This is a genomic window from Longispora urticae, from assembly GCF_053902585.1.
In genome coordinates this window covers 186727-202807 of the sequence record NZ_JAQZSH010000029.1, presented here as the reverse complement: position 1 = coordinate 202807, position 16081 = coordinate 186727, and the positions used below count along the sequence as shown (strand labels likewise).

At 69.9% G+C, this 16081-nt stretch carries 19 protein-coding genes; all 19 read left to right on the top strand.

Annotation, left to right across the window (positions count from 1 at the left end; genetic code table 11):
- The first annotated feature begins 88 nt into the window (after window positions 1-88).
- The 19 genes from PT931_RS20265 (at window position 89) to PT931_RS20175 (ending at window position 16049) form a co-directional block, all read left to right on the top strand.
- Window positions 89-1900: a VirB4 family type IV secretion system protein gene (locus PT931_RS20265; protein ID WP_456247311.1), complete on the top strand. Its 1812-nt coding sequence runs from the start codon at window positions 89-91 to the stop codon at window positions 1898-1900.
- Window positions 1897-4413 (top strand): type IV secretory system conjugative DNA transfer family protein, encoded by a 2517-nt coding sequence (locus tag PT931_RS20260; protein WP_456247310.1) that lies wholly within the window; start codon window positions 1897-1899, stop codon window positions 4411-4413. Before PT931_RS20265 ends, PT931_RS20260 begins: the two co-directional genes overlap by 4 nt.
- Before the next feature lie 284 nt (window positions 4414-4697).
- Window positions 4698-5486 (top strand): replication-relaxation family protein, encoded by a 789-nt coding sequence (locus PT931_RS20255; RefSeq protein ID WP_456247309.1) that lies wholly within the window; start codon window positions 4698-4700, stop codon window positions 5484-5486.
- A 482-nt stretch (window positions 5487-5968) separates the two neighbouring features.
- Window positions 5969-6679 (top strand): hypothetical protein, encoded by a 711-nt coding sequence (locus PT931_RS20250; RefSeq protein ID WP_456247308.1) that lies wholly within the window; start codon window positions 5969-5971, stop codon window positions 6677-6679.
- Between the two features lie 102 nt (window positions 6680-6781).
- Window positions 6782-7114, top strand: a complete 333-nt coding sequence (locus tag PT931_RS20245; protein WP_456247307.1) for a hypothetical protein — start codon at window positions 6782-6784, stop codon at window positions 7112-7114.
- Between the two features lie 638 nt (window positions 7115-7752).
- A complete protein-coding gene (locus tag PT931_RS20240; RefSeq protein ID WP_456247306.1) occupies window positions 7753-8424 on the top strand; it encodes a hypothetical protein in 672 nt (223 codons plus the stop codon).
- 349 nt (window positions 8425-8773) lie between these two features.
- Window positions 8774-9049: a hypothetical protein gene (locus PT931_RS20235; RefSeq protein ID WP_456247305.1), complete on the top strand. Its 276-nt coding sequence runs from the start codon at window positions 8774-8776 to the stop codon at window positions 9047-9049.
- Window positions 9050-9088: 39 nt separating this feature from the next.
- Window positions 9089-9925, top strand: coding sequence for a DUF4314 domain-containing protein (locus tag PT931_RS20230; protein WP_456247304.1), 837 nt, complete (start codon window positions 9089-9091; stop codon window positions 9923-9925).
- 67 nt (window positions 9926-9992) lie between these two features.
- The gene (locus tag PT931_RS20225) at window positions 9993-10340 is read left to right on the top strand and encodes a hypothetical protein (RefSeq protein ID WP_456247303.1); all 348 of its coding nucleotides are present in this window, start codon (window positions 9993-9995) and stop codon (window positions 10338-10340) included.
- Between the two features lie 27 nt (window positions 10341-10367).
- Window positions 10368-10637, top strand: coding sequence for a hypothetical protein (locus tag PT931_RS20220; protein WP_456247302.1), 270 nt, complete (start codon window positions 10368-10370; stop codon window positions 10635-10637).
- 125 nt (window positions 10638-10762) lie between these two features.
- Entirely contained in the window at window positions 10763-11140 is a 378-nt protein-coding gene (locus PT931_RS20215) for a hypothetical protein (RefSeq protein ID WP_456247301.1), read from the top strand.
- Between the two features lie 71 nt (window positions 11141-11211).
- The gene (locus tag PT931_RS20210; protein WP_456247300.1) at window positions 11212-11598 is read left to right on the top strand and encodes a hypothetical protein; all 387 of its coding nucleotides are present in this window, start codon (window positions 11212-11214) and stop codon (window positions 11596-11598) included.
- The gene (locus tag PT931_RS20205) at window positions 11595-12119 is read left to right on the top strand and encodes a hypothetical protein (RefSeq protein ID WP_456247299.1); all 525 of its coding nucleotides are present in this window, start codon (window positions 11595-11597) and stop codon (window positions 12117-12119) included. Before PT931_RS20210 ends, PT931_RS20205 begins: the two co-directional genes overlap by 4 nt.
- Window positions 12120-12390: 271 nt before the next feature.
- On the top strand, window positions 12391-12927 hold the full coding sequence (locus PT931_RS20200; RefSeq protein WP_456247298.1) for a hypothetical protein: 537 nt from the start codon (window positions 12391-12393) through the stop codon (window positions 12925-12927).
- A 128-nt stretch (window positions 12928-13055) separates the two neighbouring features.
- Window positions 13056-13472: a hypothetical protein gene (locus PT931_RS20195; protein ID WP_456247297.1), complete on the top strand. Its 417-nt coding sequence runs from the start codon at window positions 13056-13058 to the stop codon at window positions 13470-13472.
- Between the two features lie 107 nt (window positions 13473-13579).
- Window positions 13580-14044, top strand: coding sequence for a hypothetical protein (locus tag PT931_RS20190; protein WP_456247296.1), 465 nt, complete (start codon window positions 13580-13582; stop codon window positions 14042-14044).
- Between the two features lie 109 nt (window positions 14045-14153).
- Window positions 14154-14912: a hypothetical protein gene (locus tag PT931_RS20185; RefSeq protein WP_456247295.1), complete on the top strand. Its 759-nt coding sequence runs from the start codon at window positions 14154-14156 to the stop codon at window positions 14910-14912.
- A complete protein-coding gene (locus PT931_RS20180; protein ID WP_456247294.1) occupies window positions 14882-15148 on the top strand; it encodes a helix-turn-helix domain-containing protein in 267 nt (88 codons plus the stop codon). Before PT931_RS20185 ends, PT931_RS20180 begins: the two co-directional genes overlap by 31 nt.
- A 118-nt stretch (window positions 15149-15266) precedes the next feature.
- A complete protein-coding gene (locus PT931_RS20175) occupies window positions 15267-16049 on the top strand; it encodes a hypothetical protein (protein ID WP_456247293.1) in 783 nt (260 codons plus the stop codon).
- Window positions 16050-16081 lie beyond the last annotated feature (32 nt).

The following is a 16081-nucleotide window of genomic DNA, read 5'->3' as shown; positions in this document are numbered from 1 at the left end:
GTCCCCGGAACACATCGGCACTGCGGTACACCACCGAATCCATGCCCCGCCCGTCACCCCGTACGGCCTCTCGGGTCGGAGACCGGCCATGAACGGCGTGCTCACCCGCGTACGACGTCGCCGTGGTGCGGACGTCGGCGGCGGGGGCGCGGGCCTGGTCTCGGCAGTCGCGCCCGCGTCGGTGGAGGTGGAGCCCCGGTGGCTGCGTCTCGGCGACGGGTACGCCGCCACACTCATCGTCACCGGCTATCCGGCCGAGGTCGGCGCCGCGTGGCTCGAGCCGCTGCTGTCGTGGCCTGGCCGCCTGGACCTGGCCCTGCACATCGACCCCGTCCCCGTGCCGGTCGCCGCGTCGAGACTCAAAACCCAACGGGCGAAGCTGGAATCCTCACGCCGGGCCGACACCAACACCGGCAAACTCGCCGACCCCTACGTCGAAGCCGCAGCCAACGACGCCGGCGAACTCGCCGGCAGGCTCGCTCGCGGTGAGGCGAAGCTGTTCAAGGTCGGCCTCTACCTGACGGTGCACGCCAAGTCCGAGCCCGAACTCCTGGCCGCCTGCACCCAGGTCAAAGCCGCAGCAGCGTCCACACTCCTGGAACTGCAGCCGGCGACCTGGCGGCAACTGCAGGGCTGGACGACCACCCTGCCCCTCGCGGCCGACGGCCTGGGCATGACCCGAACCCTGGACACCGCCGCCCTGGCCGCGAGCTTCCCCCTGGCTGGACCGGACCTCCCCGCCCCGATGCCGGGAGAGCCCGCGCAGACTGGCGGGGTGCTCTACGGCATCAACCCCGACAGCCAGGGCATCATCTGGTGGGACCGGTGGGCGCTCGACAACCACAACTCCGTCGTCCTCGCCAGAAGCGGCGCCGGCAAAAGCTACTTCGTTAAAACCGAGATCCTCCGTTCCCTCTACGCCGGAGTGCAGGTCGCGGTCATCGACCCGGAGGACGAGTATCTGCGCCTGTCCGGCGCGGTCGGTGGCACCGTTGTACGCCTCGGCGCGCTCGGGGTTCGGATCAACCCGTTCGACCTACCGGCCGGTGACGCCCGAGCGGACGTGCTGACCCGGCGGGGTCTGTTCCTGCACACCCTGATCAGCGTTCTGCTCGGCGGACAGCCGCCTCCGGCTGAGCGCGCCGCCCTGGACCGGGCGATCCTGGCCGTCTACCGGCACGCCGGCATCACACCCGACCCGACCACCCACCACCGGCCGGTACCTGTCCTCGCCGATCTCACCGCCGCTCTGGACGGCGACACCGACCCGGCGGCTGGCGCCCTCGCGGCGCGGCTGGCTCCGTGGGTCATCGGCTCGTTCAAGGACCTCTTCGACGGGCCCACCACCCACCGGCCCGACGGGCACCTGGTCGTGTGGTCACTGCGGCACCTGCCCGATGAGATCCGCGGCATCGGCACCCTCCTGGCGCTTGATCACATCTGGCGGACCGTCGACCAGCCCCGGACCGGTAACGCCGGCCCGCGTCAGGCGGTGCGCCGCCTGGTCGTGGTCGACGAAGCGTGGCTGCTCCTACGCGAAGAAGCCGGCGCCACGTTCCTGTACCGGATGGCCAAAGCGTCCCGCAAACGCGGCGCCGGGCTGTGCGTCATCACCCAGGACGCCGCCGACGTACTCGGGTCCGACCTCGGCCAGGCGGTCGTCGCCAACGCGACGACCCAGATCCTGCTACGCCAATCCCCTCAGGCCATCGACGCAGTCGGCGACTCCTTCGGACTCACCACCGGCGAGCGACGTCTGCTCCTGTCAGCCGGGCGGGGCCAGGGCCTCCTCCTCAGCGGAACGCACCGCACCCGCTTCGAGGCCGTCGCCTCCCCCACCGAACACCGACTGTGCACCACCAACCCCGCAGGCCTCCTCGACGAAGAAGACGAGCTATGACACCCCTCATCCCACCCCAGGCCGCACCTCCAACCCCGACCCCGACCCCGGTGCCCCCGGACCAACACTGGTCGGGGGCACGCCTGTACCAGCACCTCGAAGAGGCCGTGCGCTGGCTGATCGATCGGCCCTGGCTGGCGGCGCTGGCCGTCACGGCCCTGTTCGCCTACGCGGCCGCGCGCAGTTTCCTGGCCACGAAGCGGCATCGCCACCACGCGGCCAACGCCCACCTGGTCACTATCGCTCCACCTCCGGAGGTCAATCCGGTGGGGGCGCGGTCGTTGTGGGCCAACCTCGCCGGGATCCTGACCCCATCACGGTGGAAGCGGCTGTTGTACGGCACACCGCACATGGTGTGGCAGTACACCTGGGCCGGGCGACAGCTCACGATCTCCATCTGGGTCCCCGGCACCATCCCGGCCGCAACCGTCGAGCACGCCGTGCGCGCCGCCTGGCCCAGTGCCTCGTGCGTCACCACCAAAGCCACCGCCCCGATTCCTGCCGCCGCGGTGGCGGTTGGCGGGCACCTCGTGCCGCATGCCGCCGAGTGGCTGCCCCTGGCCACCGACCATGCCGTCGATCCGCTGCGTGCCTTGTTCGGCGCCGGATCCGCCGCCGGCGACAGCGAGTACGTGGCCGTGCAGATCCTGGCCCGACCCGCCCGCCCGCGCCGGGTCCGCCGCGCCCGGCGGGCGGCGTCCCGCCTGCGCGCGGGCAAGACCGCCACCCCGCACCTCAACCCCGCCGCCTCGCTGCTGTGGGTGATGGACCTGTTCCGGTCAGGCAAGCCCGCCACTGGCGCGACCGCGGCGCGATCGGCTGCGGATCCGTTTGTGCAGCGCGATGTGAAGGCGATCATCGACAAGGTGTCGGCCGTGCCTCTGTGGGAGACGGCGGTACGTTACGCGGTCGCCGGCACCAGCACCCGCCCGGACGCGACCCGTAAGAAGCGGCTTCGTGGCCTCGGTGACGGTGCGGCGTCGGCGTTTGGCACCTTCAGCGCCCGCAACGGGCTCGGGCGGCGCGCCCGGATGTACGCGGTGCCCGCGACCATGGCCGCCCGCCGCTTGGGCGCGGGGTTCCTCGCCAACACCCCGGAGTTGGCAGCGTTGGCGGCCCTGCCGTGGGACCTGTCGGTCGCCGGCCTGGATCGCGCCCGTGCCAAGGCCGTGGCGGCCCCTGCCGGTATCGCCTCCGGCGGGCGCGGCACCAAGGTCCTGGGCGACGCCGAGGTCGACGGGCACACGGTGGCGATGAACGCCACCGACGCCCGCTACCACGTGCACATGGTCGGCACGACCGGGTCGGGTAAGTCGACGCTGCTGGCGAACATGGTCATTGACGACGTCGTAGCTGGTCGGGGCACGATCCTCATCGACCCGCACGGCGACCTGGCCCTCGACGTCCTCGACCGTCTCCCGGCCTCCGTCGCCGACAGGGTGGTGCTGTTCGACCCGCTGCAGACCAACCCTCCGACGCTCAACCCCCTGGAGAAGGGCACCGATGACGACCTGACGGTCGACAACATCGTCGCGATCTTCGGGGCGATCTTCGCCAAGGGCTGGGGACCACGCATGGACGACGTGATGCGCGTTGCCTGCCTGACGCTGCTGCGGCACGACAACGTGACGCTGCAGATGATCCCCGCGCTGCTCAACAACAAGCAGTTCCGGTCCCAACTGACCGCCGACCTGCACGGCTCCGCCGGACTGGGCGGGTTCTGGGAGTGGTACGACAGCATGCCCGACGCGTTACGCGCGCAGATCATCGGCCCGGTCCTGGCCCGGCTGCGCTCGTTCCTATTGCGTGACTTCGTCGCGAAGACGACCAGCTACGCCACGTCGAGTTTCGACATGGCCGACATCCTCGACGGCGGGGTTCTCATCGTCCGGATCCCCAAGGGCGTCCTCGGTGAGGACACCTCCCGGCTCCTCGGGTCGCTGATCCTGGCCCGGGCCTGGCAGGCCGCGACGGCCAGAGCCAACATCGCCCCCGAGGACCGACGGGACTGCACGATCTACCTGGACGAGGCGCAGAACTTCCTCACCCTGTCCGGGGGAATCGGCGACATGCTCGCCGAGGCCCGAAAGTACAGGCTGTCGCTCGTGCTGTCCCACCAGGACCTCGCCCAGTTCCCTGCGGAGCTCCTCGCGGCCGTGAGCGCCAATGCCCGCAACAAAGTGTTTTTCACCGTGGCGCCGGAAGACTCCAAGGTCCTCGCCAAGCACGTCGAGCCCGAACTCGGCAGCCACGACCTCGCCCACCTCGACGCCTACACCGCCGTCGCCCGCCTGATCGTCAACGGCCGCCAACAACCGGCGTTCACGCTCAAGACCCGCCCACCCCGCCCGATGGTCGGGGCGGCACAGCTGATCCGCATGACCGCCGAGGCCAAGGCACCCGATCAGCGACACACCGAGTTCGCCCCTGTCGACCTCGTGCCAGTGCCGGTGGAAGCCGTTGCCCCGCAACGGCTTCAACGCCCCAAGGGCACCCGCCCACAGGGCGAATGACAGAGGACGCCACCGGTCGCCACACCCGTCGCCACGGGGGTCGCCACACCGGTCGCGTCACGCACCGGCCCGCACATGCCCCGTCCGGTCCGCCGGACGGGGCATTCATGCAGCACACGGCCCTGACAGAGGGCAATCCCACCCAGCGGGAGTCCCCCGTCCACTCAGACTCCCTCCAGTTGGAGGGACCCTTCCGCATGGAGACATCACCCATGACCCGAGTTCCACCACCCAAACCCAAGCCCAGCCCCTTCGACGTCCTGCGTCGGGTCACCCCCCGCGACATGCAACTGCTCGACTGGCTGGCCGAGCATCACGTCCTGACCGCCCGCCAAGTCGCCACCGCGCTGTTCGACAGCCGACGCTCCGCCCAGCAGCGGCTGACCATTCTGCACCGCCTCGACCTGCTGTCCCGGCACGCCTGGTCGTCGGCTTCCGGAGGGGCCGGCGACTACCTCTACTCCCTCGGCCCGTTGGGCGCACGCCTTCGCTCTACGCCCTACGAACTGGACAATCCACGCCGCCCGTCGCCCCGCAGCCACCTCGAGCGCGTCACGCGCCTGGTGTCGAGCCCGAAGCTGTGGCACACCATCGGCGTGAACCAGTTCTTCATCGACCTCATCGGTCACAGCCGTGCTCATCCCGGCAGCCGGCTGGAGCGCTGGTGGTCGGAGCATCACGCCACCAGCGTGCAGTCGGCGGCCGGGATCCGGCCCGACGGGCACGGCGTGTGGACCGCCGACGGACGCACGGTCGGGTTCTGGTTGGAGCACGACAACGGCACCGAACCGCACTCACGGATCATGGCCAAGTTCGAGCCCTACCGCCAGCTCCTGCGTCGGGGCCCCAACTACCCCGTCCTGCTGTGGGTGCCCAGCGTCGGACGCCGCGACAACCTCCTCTCCACGGTGGGTAGGCGGGCCGGTGTGCCGGTGGCTATCGGCGTGCACGGCGATGACCCGGCAGGGCGGACCTGGCACCTCGCCGGCACCGACGTGGTGTGCGCCTTACATGAGCTGGCCAGCGACCACGGCCCGGATAGCGCCACCAACCCCGGGCGATTTGTGGGCTGATGGCTCTCCCGATGTCGTCGGGTCGTGGCTCATGGGCGGTTGAGCTCAGGTTGGCCTGCGAGGGTTGGGCCATGGTCCTTGGCTGCTAGCGCTACGCGGCGAGCTGGCGGTCGCTTTGGAGGCTTTACGCGATAACGTCGGATCTCTGGGTGGCGAGTGTTTCTGCGCTCCGTTGGCGGTTCGAGGTCGGCGTTGGATTCGCTTCTTGACCACGCGCTCACGAGGAGAGCAACCGCGGGGTGCGGAAATAACTTCCTATAGGCTTTTTGGGTGACGTTGTCTGCGCTGCACCTCGCCGCTCTGGCCGACGGCCGCCGAGCGGCGCGAGCCTCAGGGGCGCGCTGGGGCGGGCCGATCTCCCCCATCCCGGCTGCCGTCATCGACGCGATTGGCGCCGCCCACGTGGCTGGGGCCAGTTGGCGGGTCACCGCTGAGCGACTCGACGCCGATGGTGCACTTCCTCCTCCCGCCGCGCGGCGCTGGTGGGCATCCTCGGCCCGGCACGCGTGGCAGAAGGCGACAATCTCATGACCCTCACGCCCACCGGGCCGCACGGCTACGGCAACCGCCACGACCTTGAGATCGCCCAGGCCCTCGGCGAGGCGGCGGCAGGCCGGGCGGTGGAGGTCGTGTGGGAGGACGGCACGGTCGTTGTCGTCGACCGCGTCGACGTCGACCTTCCCGGCCGCGCCGGCCGCGACCTGGAGACGTGGCGGGGTGACCTCGTCGACGCGCTCACAGACGATCCTGGCGAGGAGTGGTCAAGGCCCGCCCAGGTGTGGATCTACGATCCGCACGCCGAGTTCACCGCCCTGTCCTGGCCCATCGGCCAAGCCCTCGGCACAGCGGCGGCCGGCCGGCGGGCGTGGCTCATCAGCACAGACGGCATCGCGCTGGACGCCAACCGCCGCCACCCCGGGCCCGGCATCATCGCCGCCGCCCAGGAACTCTCCACCCGGGCCGAGGTCGAACATCCCGACCCCGACGATCGGGCCCACTGCCTAAGGGCACAGAAGTTACACAACTTCCACGCCGCTCACGGGCACCTCCCGACCGTCGAGACCTACCGCGCCGACGCCCGCTACTGGCAGTCCCTCACCCGCGACGACGCCGCGGCATTGGACGACTTCGCGGCCCGGTCACTGGCCACGGACGCCGAAGCGCTGGCTGCCTACCCCTTGCCTGCTGCGTGACCTCCGACGCCCGGCGCCTGCACTTCGTGCTCGACGTGCCGGTGGTCATGGCACTGCTTGACGCCACCGACGTGCGTGTCCGTGAGGTCGCGGTGACCATGGATGCTCCTGGTCTGCGAAAACATCCTCTCCGCAATACCGTCCGACCGGCTGCCGCTGCCGACGTCGATCACCATCGCGGCGCTGGACAACGATGAGTTCATGACGTTCTGGCCGCACGACCCTGCCCGCCTCGATGGCCCGACGCGCGCCGCCGCCGCGAAGATCAGGGCCGCCACCGCCACGACGTCGACCACCCTGGCCACCGTCGCGGCCCTCACCTTGGACCTGATCGCGGCCGGCGCGCACGCCCAGGTCCTCACCTCGGTGCCACGCGGCGACCTGCTCCGGCGCACCTGGTCGGCCGAGGACCTGCCCGTCCGACTCCTCGATTGACGGCGCTTCCCGATCATGACCCGTGTACCCGGCCTCGTCATCCGGACGTACAGCGGGGATTGAACGTCCAGCCGGTCGATGGCCGCCTGCTCGACTGGTTCCGCCCGTTCGGTACCACGACATCGTCTACTGGCCGCCCGCCTAGCTCTAACAGTGCAGGTCACAGCCTTGTCCGGACCTGCGGCGCCAGGGCGACAGTCCGCCTCTTCCAGTGCTCTTCCACGCGTGGAAGAGCACTGGAAGAGGCGGAGATAGACGTGCCACGTGAGCACCAGTCAGCCCGACGGCCTCTAACAGTGCAGGTCAGAGGCAGATTCCGGCTTCATCAGCGCTGAAGTGCCGTGGCAGAGGCCGCAGCTATGTTTCCCACACACCAAACCAGCACTACCCATGGTCGGTCCCACCCACGGACTCACCGCACCAGCTGCACGTCAGCCCACCCGCCGAAAGGCCGGTCGGCCCGCGCCGCGCGGTGACCTCTCGAAGGTCGCACCCACCAATCCGCAACACCCGGTCCATGTTCTCGGTGGACCACCCTCCCGCGGCCCTTGCCGCAGTTCCCATCCCTTGTTCCGGGCGCCCCATGTTCCCGGTGGGACACCCCATGTCTGCGTCGCGGACCTAGCCGAAGGAGAACTATGACCACCAGCAGCAACCCCACGACCTTGGTCGTGGTCGTCCCCGACAAGGTACCCGCAGCTGTCCTGGCCTCGGCCACCACGCTCGCGCACCACCTCGGCATCTCCGGCACTTTCGTGCCGCAGTTCTGGACGAAGGCCCGCCCCTGGCGACGCCACCATCTGGTTGACCCGCGTCGCTGTGGCAAGCAGATGGTCGCGGCTGGAGGCCAGCTGCAGTACCTCGACCTCGCCGGCATGCGTCACGCTGTCGCGATGTCGGCCAGCATCCGCCACCACCAGTGGCTGGAGGTCACCAAGGGCACCAAGCACGCCACCCCGTGGCATGTCTACCTCGGCAAGCACGCCGCCGATCCGGCCAAAAACCCGCTGAAGCGGGTCAAGGCCGACTACCAGGCCCAGCCCCGGGTCCTGGCCATGGCCGCGCACAACGCCGGCTTCGGCCCGGTGTTCGCGACCGCTGACCTGGAAGCCTTCCAGGCCGGCGGTCACGCCTACGCCACCTACTGCGCCCTGCGCGCGGTGTGCGGCGAGGTCCTGATCACCGCCGACGGCACCCGGCTCGCCGCGGACGGACCCGAGATGGCACAGCACATCGCCTACCTCGGAGAAGCCCACGCCCACCTCGAGGGCCTCGACCGCCGCAAGCGGATCGTCGCCATCACTACCTAGCGCCCCGCTGTCCGGCCAGGCCAAAAACCTGACCGGACAGCACTCTGAGGACGGCCTGCCCTAGTCGGTCAGCGCGGCGAGAACTCCCGCTCTCCTTCGCGATGCGTAGCGAGAACTGTCTTTCCATCCGTGTCGAGGCGAAGGGCATCCGATGGGCTCCTGCGCAGACCAAGCCGGGCCTGACAGCGGCGTGGCTCTTGCGATGGATGGGCGGCCACCCGGCCGTCGCCTGCCGCCCCGGGCGGGGGCAGCGAGAACGCCTAGCCCACGCACGGGCCTCCCTTTCCCTCTTCCTCCACCCGGCGAATCAACGCCTGATCCAGGCCTACGACCGAAAGGTGACCTCGACATGAGCCAACACAATCTCCGACCGCTCGCCCCCTACGCCGGACACACCATCCGCGTCGGCTGGGACCGGCCCTCGGGCACATTCTTCGTGCAGGTCCTTCCACCAGCAGGCAAGGAGGACGAGACCGGCTCGGTGTTCATCTGGCAGGGCTTCGCCCGCGACGAGATCCGTACCGCGCAGGAAGCCATCGACCTGATCAGTCCCTACGCGCTGATCCCCGACACGCTCGCCGCGGACCTGGGAGCCGACCGGTCCCGCGAAGGCACCCGCTCCTAGCCCTGCTGGCTTCCGCTGCCAGCCACGACTTCCCACACCATGCCCAGGCTGACCGTCAGCCTGCGGCGCACGGCCCGTCACGATGAAGGGAAATCAATGCCAACACCATCCTCGGAGGAGTCCTGGTTTTGCAGGACCTGCCGCCATCCGCTCATTCACCGCATCCAGGGCGGTCGCGCCCAGCTCGTGCACCACAGCGAACTGCGCGGCGGGTCCGAAGGCCACGATCCCGATCCGGTCACCTTGGCCGACCTGCCCGAGGCCATCCGTCTGTGTGACTTCTGCGCCCTGCCTGAAGTCGCCTGGGCGTACCGGTGCGCCGAGCGGATCACCGACAACCGTCGCATCGTTGCCCAGTACGTCGACCAGAGCGACTTCCTGGACCGCGACCGCGCCGCCCGGGTCAGGCGCACCGAAACGACCAGCGGGGCCATCAATGTCCAGAGCGCTACCTGGCTGGCGTGCCAGGGCTGTGCCGAGGCCATCGAACGCGGCGCCGTCGAGGAGCTCATCAGCAGGCACACCGACCGCCTGCCCACCAAGCAGCTCAAGGGCCGCCGACTCGTGCTGGTCCGAGCGATCCTGCGTCAGGACTTCGACCACGTCCTAGCCACCCGCGACCCCGACCGTCTCCGGATCACCCCTGCGCACCCCCTCGGCGAACCCACGCCGCAGGCAGGGGCCGAGCCCGAATGGCGGCCGGGCGACCGCGTGGCCCTCGTGTTCACCAATGACCAGTTCACGAACCTGGTACCCGGCGACACCGGCACCGTGCACGCGTGGATGCCCGACGTGGGCCAGCTGTGGATCGACTGGGACACCGGCTCCCGCCTAGCGATGCTCCCGGCGGCCGGAGACCAGGTCGCCCGCATCTGAACAGCTTTCCCCACCAGCCCGCAGCCGACCGGCATGCGGGTTTTCCTTTTCCCGACAAGGAGCTCCCATGATGACTCTGCTCGACCGGCAGTTCGAAACGACCAGCCAGGGCTACAAACTCACCCGCGTCGACAAGCTCGGCGAGCACACCGTGCGCACTCGCGTCTACCGGGACTTCTACCGCGCACAGTCCCACGCGATCGCCGAGGTCCTGACGCCGGTGCTGACGTGGACGCAACTGGCCAGCCGGGAACCTTCCGCCTGGCACGACTCGCTGCCGTCGAACATGTCGTCCAATCTCTCCGACGCCCTCCTGGACGACATCGCAGCGCAACTGCTCCAGCGCGCCGCCACCATCCTCGGCGTCGCCCCGTCCGCACGCCACGACAGCTCCAGTGAGCGCTCGCACAGCTGATCCTCCGCCACGACGAAAGGAAGACCCGTGCAACGCGACAGCGGGCGTTCCTACAGCGCCTCGCTCCTGTTCGTCGGCCCGCTGGACCCCAAGCGCACCGCGAAGGCCCTACGGATCGCGCTGGCGGCTCTGGCCGCCGAGGGAATCGATGTACTCGGGGCGTCGCTCGAGTACGACACCAGGAAGAGCTGCGATCACACCCTGGCCGTCCTCTGCTCCGAGCTCGGCTGCCTGCACGCCCCCGGCCACGGCGGCGACCACACCCCGCTGGCCTCCGCTCCTCAGCAGGGTTACTGAGCAGTTAGAGCACGACCCCGCAGCGGGGCATGCGACAAGGTCGCCTGCCTGGCAACCCAACCACCAAAACCCGTCGGCCATACGACCAGCGTGCCTTTGGCACGACCAACTCAAGGAGGAAGTACATGACCGATCCGAAGAACGCCCCGGACCGTGAGGTCCAACTGCCCGACCCGGAGATCTACGTATCCGCACCTCTCGGCAGGCTGCGCCTCGCTCTGGAAACCGCAGGGTTCCGCCAGCACACCAACCGCTACGGCGAGCTGTACTCCATCCGCGACGGAGTGCGGATCCGCCTCGCCGTCGACGACGAACTCGACCTGATGCTCTACCCGCTGCAGCCGGGCACCCCGCCTGTGCCCTCGGAGATCTGCCCCTGGCGGGCCTCCTTCGGGCCCGGATGCCCCGATGAGCTGATCATCGCGGTCGTCAACTTCGCCGCCGCCGAGGATCTTCGGCTCCTCGCCGCCGCCGAGCAGAAGCTGACCAACCGCACCGCCTAGCACCACCTGCACCTCACCGCGACGGGCCCGCCCCGCGCGGGCGGGCCCGTCCCCACCACTGGGAGACACCCGTGACCTTGCACCACATCCTGCTGACCCGACTGTGCCGAGACGCCGGCTACGGCATCGACCTCGACGTGCGGGCCATCGCCACCTCCATCGACACCGCACTCGTCCTCCCGTTCCTTCAAGCCGCATACGCCCTCGCTGCTGCGCAGCTGGCAGCCGAATGGACCACCGAGGCGGTCAGCTCCACACACGACATGATCGGTTCCCTGGAAACCGGGGAACTCGACGTCGAGGCCACCTACCTCAGCAACGCCGTCGCAGCCAGAAAACGCGCCGCCGACGACCTTGAGCAGCGTCAGCTCGCGTTCGCCGCTGCCTGCGAAGAGCTGTTCAAGTTCGGCGAATTGCTTCTGACCCGCGACCCCGCGCAGACCGAGGTTGGCCGATGACCGCCGACCGTATGACTGGAGCGTTGCCCAGGGTGGTGCGGGCATGGTGGCGCAGATCCTGGGTGGCCGCCCGCCTGCCGTTGCCGCGCAGCAACGCGCCGACACCGCCCGCCGTCTACGACGACTTCCGCAGCTCCTCGGCCAACCCGGGACCATCAGCCGCCGTTGGCTCGTCCACGACGCCCGTCCGGCTGGAACAGACAGGTGCCCCGTCCCTGGCCGCGTTGGAAGCGCTCCGTGCCGCGGCCGCTTCCCTGTCGGAGCACCTACGGCACGGCCACGAGCCGGCGCTGCGCGACCCTCGCGCCGTGGCAGACCTGGCGGCGGTGTGCGCGGAGGCGCTGCTGGACCTGTACGAGGGCCTCAACGGGCTCGACACCGCCAGCGCACCCGAGCCCTCCTCTGGCGGGGTCGCGTTGTCCGCTGCCATCGGGGCGGTGGGACGCGCGGCGGTCGCGATGGCCACCGTGCGAACTGTCCTGGCGGACGAGAGCACCACCGGACAGACGCCCTCACCCTGATCGGCCTGGCGCGACATGGCAGGCAGGCGCCCGTCGCATCCCGGACTTGCCCATGCACGCCTTTCGGTACTCACCTCGCCGCCGTCGGCGGTGAGGACTTTCATCCGCCGCCCGGACAGCCAGGCGGTTTGCGAGAAGGGAAACCCCGACCATGGCACGACGACACGGCATCAGCTTCTGGACGTGCACCTCCCGGCAGCGGCACCCGGCCGCCCGGCCACGGACAGCCGCGCAAGACCCGGCTCTGCAGAAGGAGCATGGCGTTACGCCTATGGACGTTCGCGTCTACCGCCGCGACGCCGACGGCACCATCCTCGGCTATACCGAGGAAGTCGAGTCCTACGGCCAGCTGGGCGACTTCGGCATGTGGTTCGTGTTCGCCGGCGAGTGGCAGCTCTACCAGGACGGCCACGACGTGGACCGGGCCCGCGCCGGGTACCTCGGTCAGATCACCAGCTTCTTTGACGGCTGGGCGGCGTTCCGCACCACCCGCCTCGTCCTCGACGCGATCGTGGCCGATCACGCCGCGAGGCGAGGAGCGCTTCGGGACCACCTCTCCCGCGACGGTAGCTGCTCCCACCAGGTCGAAGCCAGGGTAGACCTGCACTTCTGCCGCCTGGACCTGCACGGCGACGTCCTCGTCTGGGACGACCGCGCCGGCAGCGGCGACCCGACGAACCGGGCGCACATCCGACCCGACGACGAAGACCTCTACGACCTGACCCTCCTGGGCTGGGCCTGGATGCCGGTACACCCGGGGGCCTGCGACCGCATCGCCAGCGACATCCCCCCGCCCGCCCGCACCTGACCGAACCCCGTTCACAGCCACATCCAGCACGTTCTTCGGCACGTCCCCCTTCCTTCCAGGTAGGGCCTTCCGTCACACGGCGGCTGGCCCGCGTGGGCCAGCCGCCGCCTTCTCCTCAAGGAGTAGCCGTGCGCCATCTGGCCAACCCTCCCCCACGCCCCACCGGGCATCCCAGCCAGCTCGTCCGTGCCGTACCCGTAGCCGGCGAGCGTCGCGAGGCGATCTGGTGCCGCGACGTCGCCGGCGTCGTCGCGTTCATGCTCGCCACGACGCCATCGGCCCTGTTTTGGCAATACGTCACCCATCCATCCCTCGTGGAGCACGCCACCGCATTTCTCGGATTCCACGTTGACGGCCACGACGTCGTGATCATCGCCGTCGACGACGCCCCGCACCGACTGCCCGCTTTCGCCGTAACCGTCGATGACAAACCGGCCTACGTCGACGTGCGCTGCGCGCACCACCCCATCGCCGTGCTCGCCGACGCCATCACGCGCGCCGTGCGTAGCGCCCCACAAGGGCCTGACGGGGAGGTGCGGACTTGAGATTCCGGCGAAGTGGAGCGCTGATCGACGTGCCCGCCACCCCGCCGACCAGCGGGCACGCCACCAGGGCAGGCGGGTCACGCGTTCACCTCAGCGAAGGACACGCCATGCCACCCACCACGAGTTCCGGCCCGCCCACCCCAGGCAACGCGGACCGGGCCCTGCTGGCCCACCTGGCCGCACCCGTACTGGCCACGCACCAGCCCGACCCGCACCACCCGGACCGCTGCGCCAGCCCGCTGTGCCGCCACGAGTACTACCCGTGCGGCGCGGCCCGCGCCGCACGCCGCGCCCAACACCTCGCCACCGAGCCCGGCACCGCAATGCCCGCCGCTGAGCCAAGAACGGTCGTCATGCCCGTCGTCGCCGTCGGCCGTGCCGCCGTCGCACCCGCGCCCGCACCCGCAGAGGCCGAGACCGGCTTCTGGGCACCCCACGTGCCGAAGCACGACGAGCCGTCCAGATGGGCCTGGAGCGACCGCTACTTCGGCAAGCACCGGCCGCACCGGCACCACGCTCGCCCACGGCCGTCGCCCGCAGCCGGGCCGCCGTTGAGATCCGCCGCCGCCTGAGGCGGCACGCTCCCTCTCAATCTGACTTCACTGCCGAGCCGCGCCGGATTCCCGGCGCGGCCGTTCGTCGTGCCCGCACGACTGCGGGCACCGTCACGAAGGAGAACCGTTGTCCACGAACACCTGGTGGCGTCTGAGCGACGTCGCCGGCCTCGCCGAACATGCCATGAACGCCCCCCAGCACAGACTCATCCGTGAGCGGACCGAGCCCGCACTGCTGTGGGAACACACGTCCGGCGGACACATCCTCACCTCCAGCGGCCTGCCCGTCTGGTATCTGCCCGACGGCCAGGCGTATCACGCTACGGCCCGCATGTGGACCCACACGCCCACTGGCGAGCGTGGGGGCGCCGACACGATTCCCCGCGACGGAACATTGGCGCTACACAAGCACTTCGACAAGCGGCGCAGGTTCATCCACCAGATCCGCGACAGCATCGGCTCCCGCCACTGGCTGGCCGTCACAGCCCTGGACGCCAGACCGTGGATCAGCATCTCCGCGCACCCTCACCGTGACGACATCGCCCCACCACATGCCCGCTGGATCCCCGCCATGGTCACGGCGGACGAGACGCGCGCGGCGTATCCGGCGCTTATCGCCGACGACTACACCTGGAACGGCAGCGTCCTGACCCGGTTCACCCAGGAAGCCGTCACACGCATCGCCGCGGACATCGCGGCCGTCCACCGGGCCGGTGACACCCGCTTCAGCGTGCGCTTGTCCGGGAGCGCGGCCAGCATCGACTACGACTACCCGGGCGCGCACGGCACCGTGACCCGCACCATCGACCGGGTCCACCGCGACGCCGACGGCCTCTACTCCCTCGGCGCCTACCAGTGGCGCTGGTACCCGGAAAGCGAGCGGTGAACCCCCAACCCGGGCGACGCCCCGGCAAGCCCCGTGCCTACCTGACAGCCGGGGAAGTGGCGGCAAAGTTCCTGGTCACCTCACGCACGGCGAGGCTTTGGGCCCGCGCCGGCAAATTGGGTGCCTTCCGCACGCCGGGCCGCCAGTGGCGCTTCCCCCGCGCCGTCGTCGAAGCGGCACTGGCCACCGGGCCAGAGCGAGCGGACCACGACAGGCCCGCCGACGGCTGCTCCTAACCAGCACCACGCCATCCGCGCCTCGCTTCGCCAGTGCCCGCTCGAGGTCGCATCGAGGACTTGCGAATCCGGCCGAAGCGAAGCGTCACTCAACGCTCACATATCAGGAGGTACCGGCATGAGTAATAACGAAACACCGCCCACGCCCACGACGAGGATCGTCACGGCGATGGGAGCACTCGGCGCCACCGACGCCAGGACCATCGCCGAGGCGGCAGGAGTGCCGTACTCCACCACCGTCAGAAAGCTGCGGGAGTGGGCCACCGACGACCAGATCAGCAAGATCGATCGGGGCAAGGAAGCCGCCCACTTCACCCTCCTCGACGGAGTGGCCCCCGCTGGGCTGGTCTCCGGGTTGGCGGAAGGGGACGACTCTTCGCCCACCGACGAGCCCGACACCACCAATGCCAAGACCGGCACCACCCCGGAGCCCGAGACCGGCAGCAACCCGCTTGAGACGGCAGACGTCAATGAGGTTCCTGACAGCATCGACGTCGAGCCGGTGGCGCAGGCACAGCAGGCCTCCGACGGACAAAACGACGACGACCGCCGCGAGCCGGGACCGCCGCCCGCTCTCGAGCCCAAGGCAAAGGGCTCCGCCAACCCCGGACCCGAGCCCACCGTTGACGCGGACGGACAGGCCACCGCACCCACCGACAAAGCGGGGCGGCTGCAGCCGGGGGTCTTGAAGGAAGCGGCGCTGAAAGTGCTGCGCGCTCAGCCTGACAAGGCGTTCAAAGTCATCGAGGTGTGCCGGCTGATCGAGCGCGCCTTCCTCGCCGACGGTCTCGGCGCCAGGAAGGCCAGCTCCGGGGCGGTCGCCAACGCGCTCAACGGCTACGCCGCCTCCGGCGAGGCCGAGCGCACCAGCGACAACCCCGCCACCTTCAAGGCCGCCTGACCTCAGCCCAAGTTGGCCCGGAGCGGGCGCGT

Excerpts from the sequence above, each read along its gene's own strand:
- PT931_RS20265 (WP_456247311.1), top strand. The coding sequence starts at position 89 with ATGAACGGCGTGCTCACCCGCGTACGACGTCGCCGTGGTGCGGACGTC.
- PT931_RS20260 (WP_456247310.1), top strand. The coding sequence starts at position 1,897 with ATGACACCCCTCATCCCACCCCAGGCCGCACCTCCAACCCCGACCCCG.
- PT931_RS20255 (WP_456247309.1), top strand. The coding sequence starts at position 4,698 with ATGCAACTGCTCGACTGGCTGGCCGAGCATCACGTCCTGACCGCCCGC.
- PT931_RS20245 (WP_456247307.1), top strand. The coding sequence starts at position 6,782 with ATGCTCCTGGTCTGCGAAAACATCCTCTCCGCAATACCGTCCGACCGG.
- PT931_RS20240 (WP_456247306.1), top strand. The coding sequence starts at position 7,753 with ATGACCACCAGCAGCAACCCCACGACCTTGGTCGTGGTCGTCCCCGAC.
- PT931_RS20235 (WP_456247305.1), top strand. The coding sequence starts at position 8,774 with ATGAGCCAACACAATCTCCGACCGCTCGCCCCCTACGCCGGACACACC.
- PT931_RS20230 (WP_456247304.1), top strand. The coding sequence starts at position 9,089 with ATGCCCAGGCTGACCGTCAGCCTGCGGCGCACGGCCCGTCACGATGAA.
- PT931_RS20225 (WP_456247303.1), top strand. The coding sequence starts at position 9,993 with ATGATGACTCTGCTCGACCGGCAGTTCGAAACGACCAGCCAGGGCTAC.
- PT931_RS20215 (WP_456247301.1), top strand. The coding sequence starts at position 10,763 with ATGACCGATCCGAAGAACGCCCCGGACCGTGAGGTCCAACTGCCCGAC.
- PT931_RS20205 (WP_456247299.1), top strand. The coding sequence starts at position 11,595 with ATGACCGCCGACCGTATGACTGGAGCGTTGCCCAGGGTGGTGCGGGCA.
- PT931_RS20200 (WP_456247298.1), top strand. The coding sequence starts at position 12,391 with ATGGACGTTCGCGTCTACCGCCGCGACGCCGACGGCACCATCCTCGGC.
- PT931_RS20190 (WP_456247296.1), top strand. The coding sequence starts at position 13,580 with ATGCCACCCACCACGAGTTCCGGCCCGCCCACCCCAGGCAACGCGGAC.
- PT931_RS20175 (WP_456247293.1), top strand. The coding sequence starts at position 15,267 with ATGAGTAATAACGAAACACCGCCCACGCCCACGACGAGGATCGTCACG.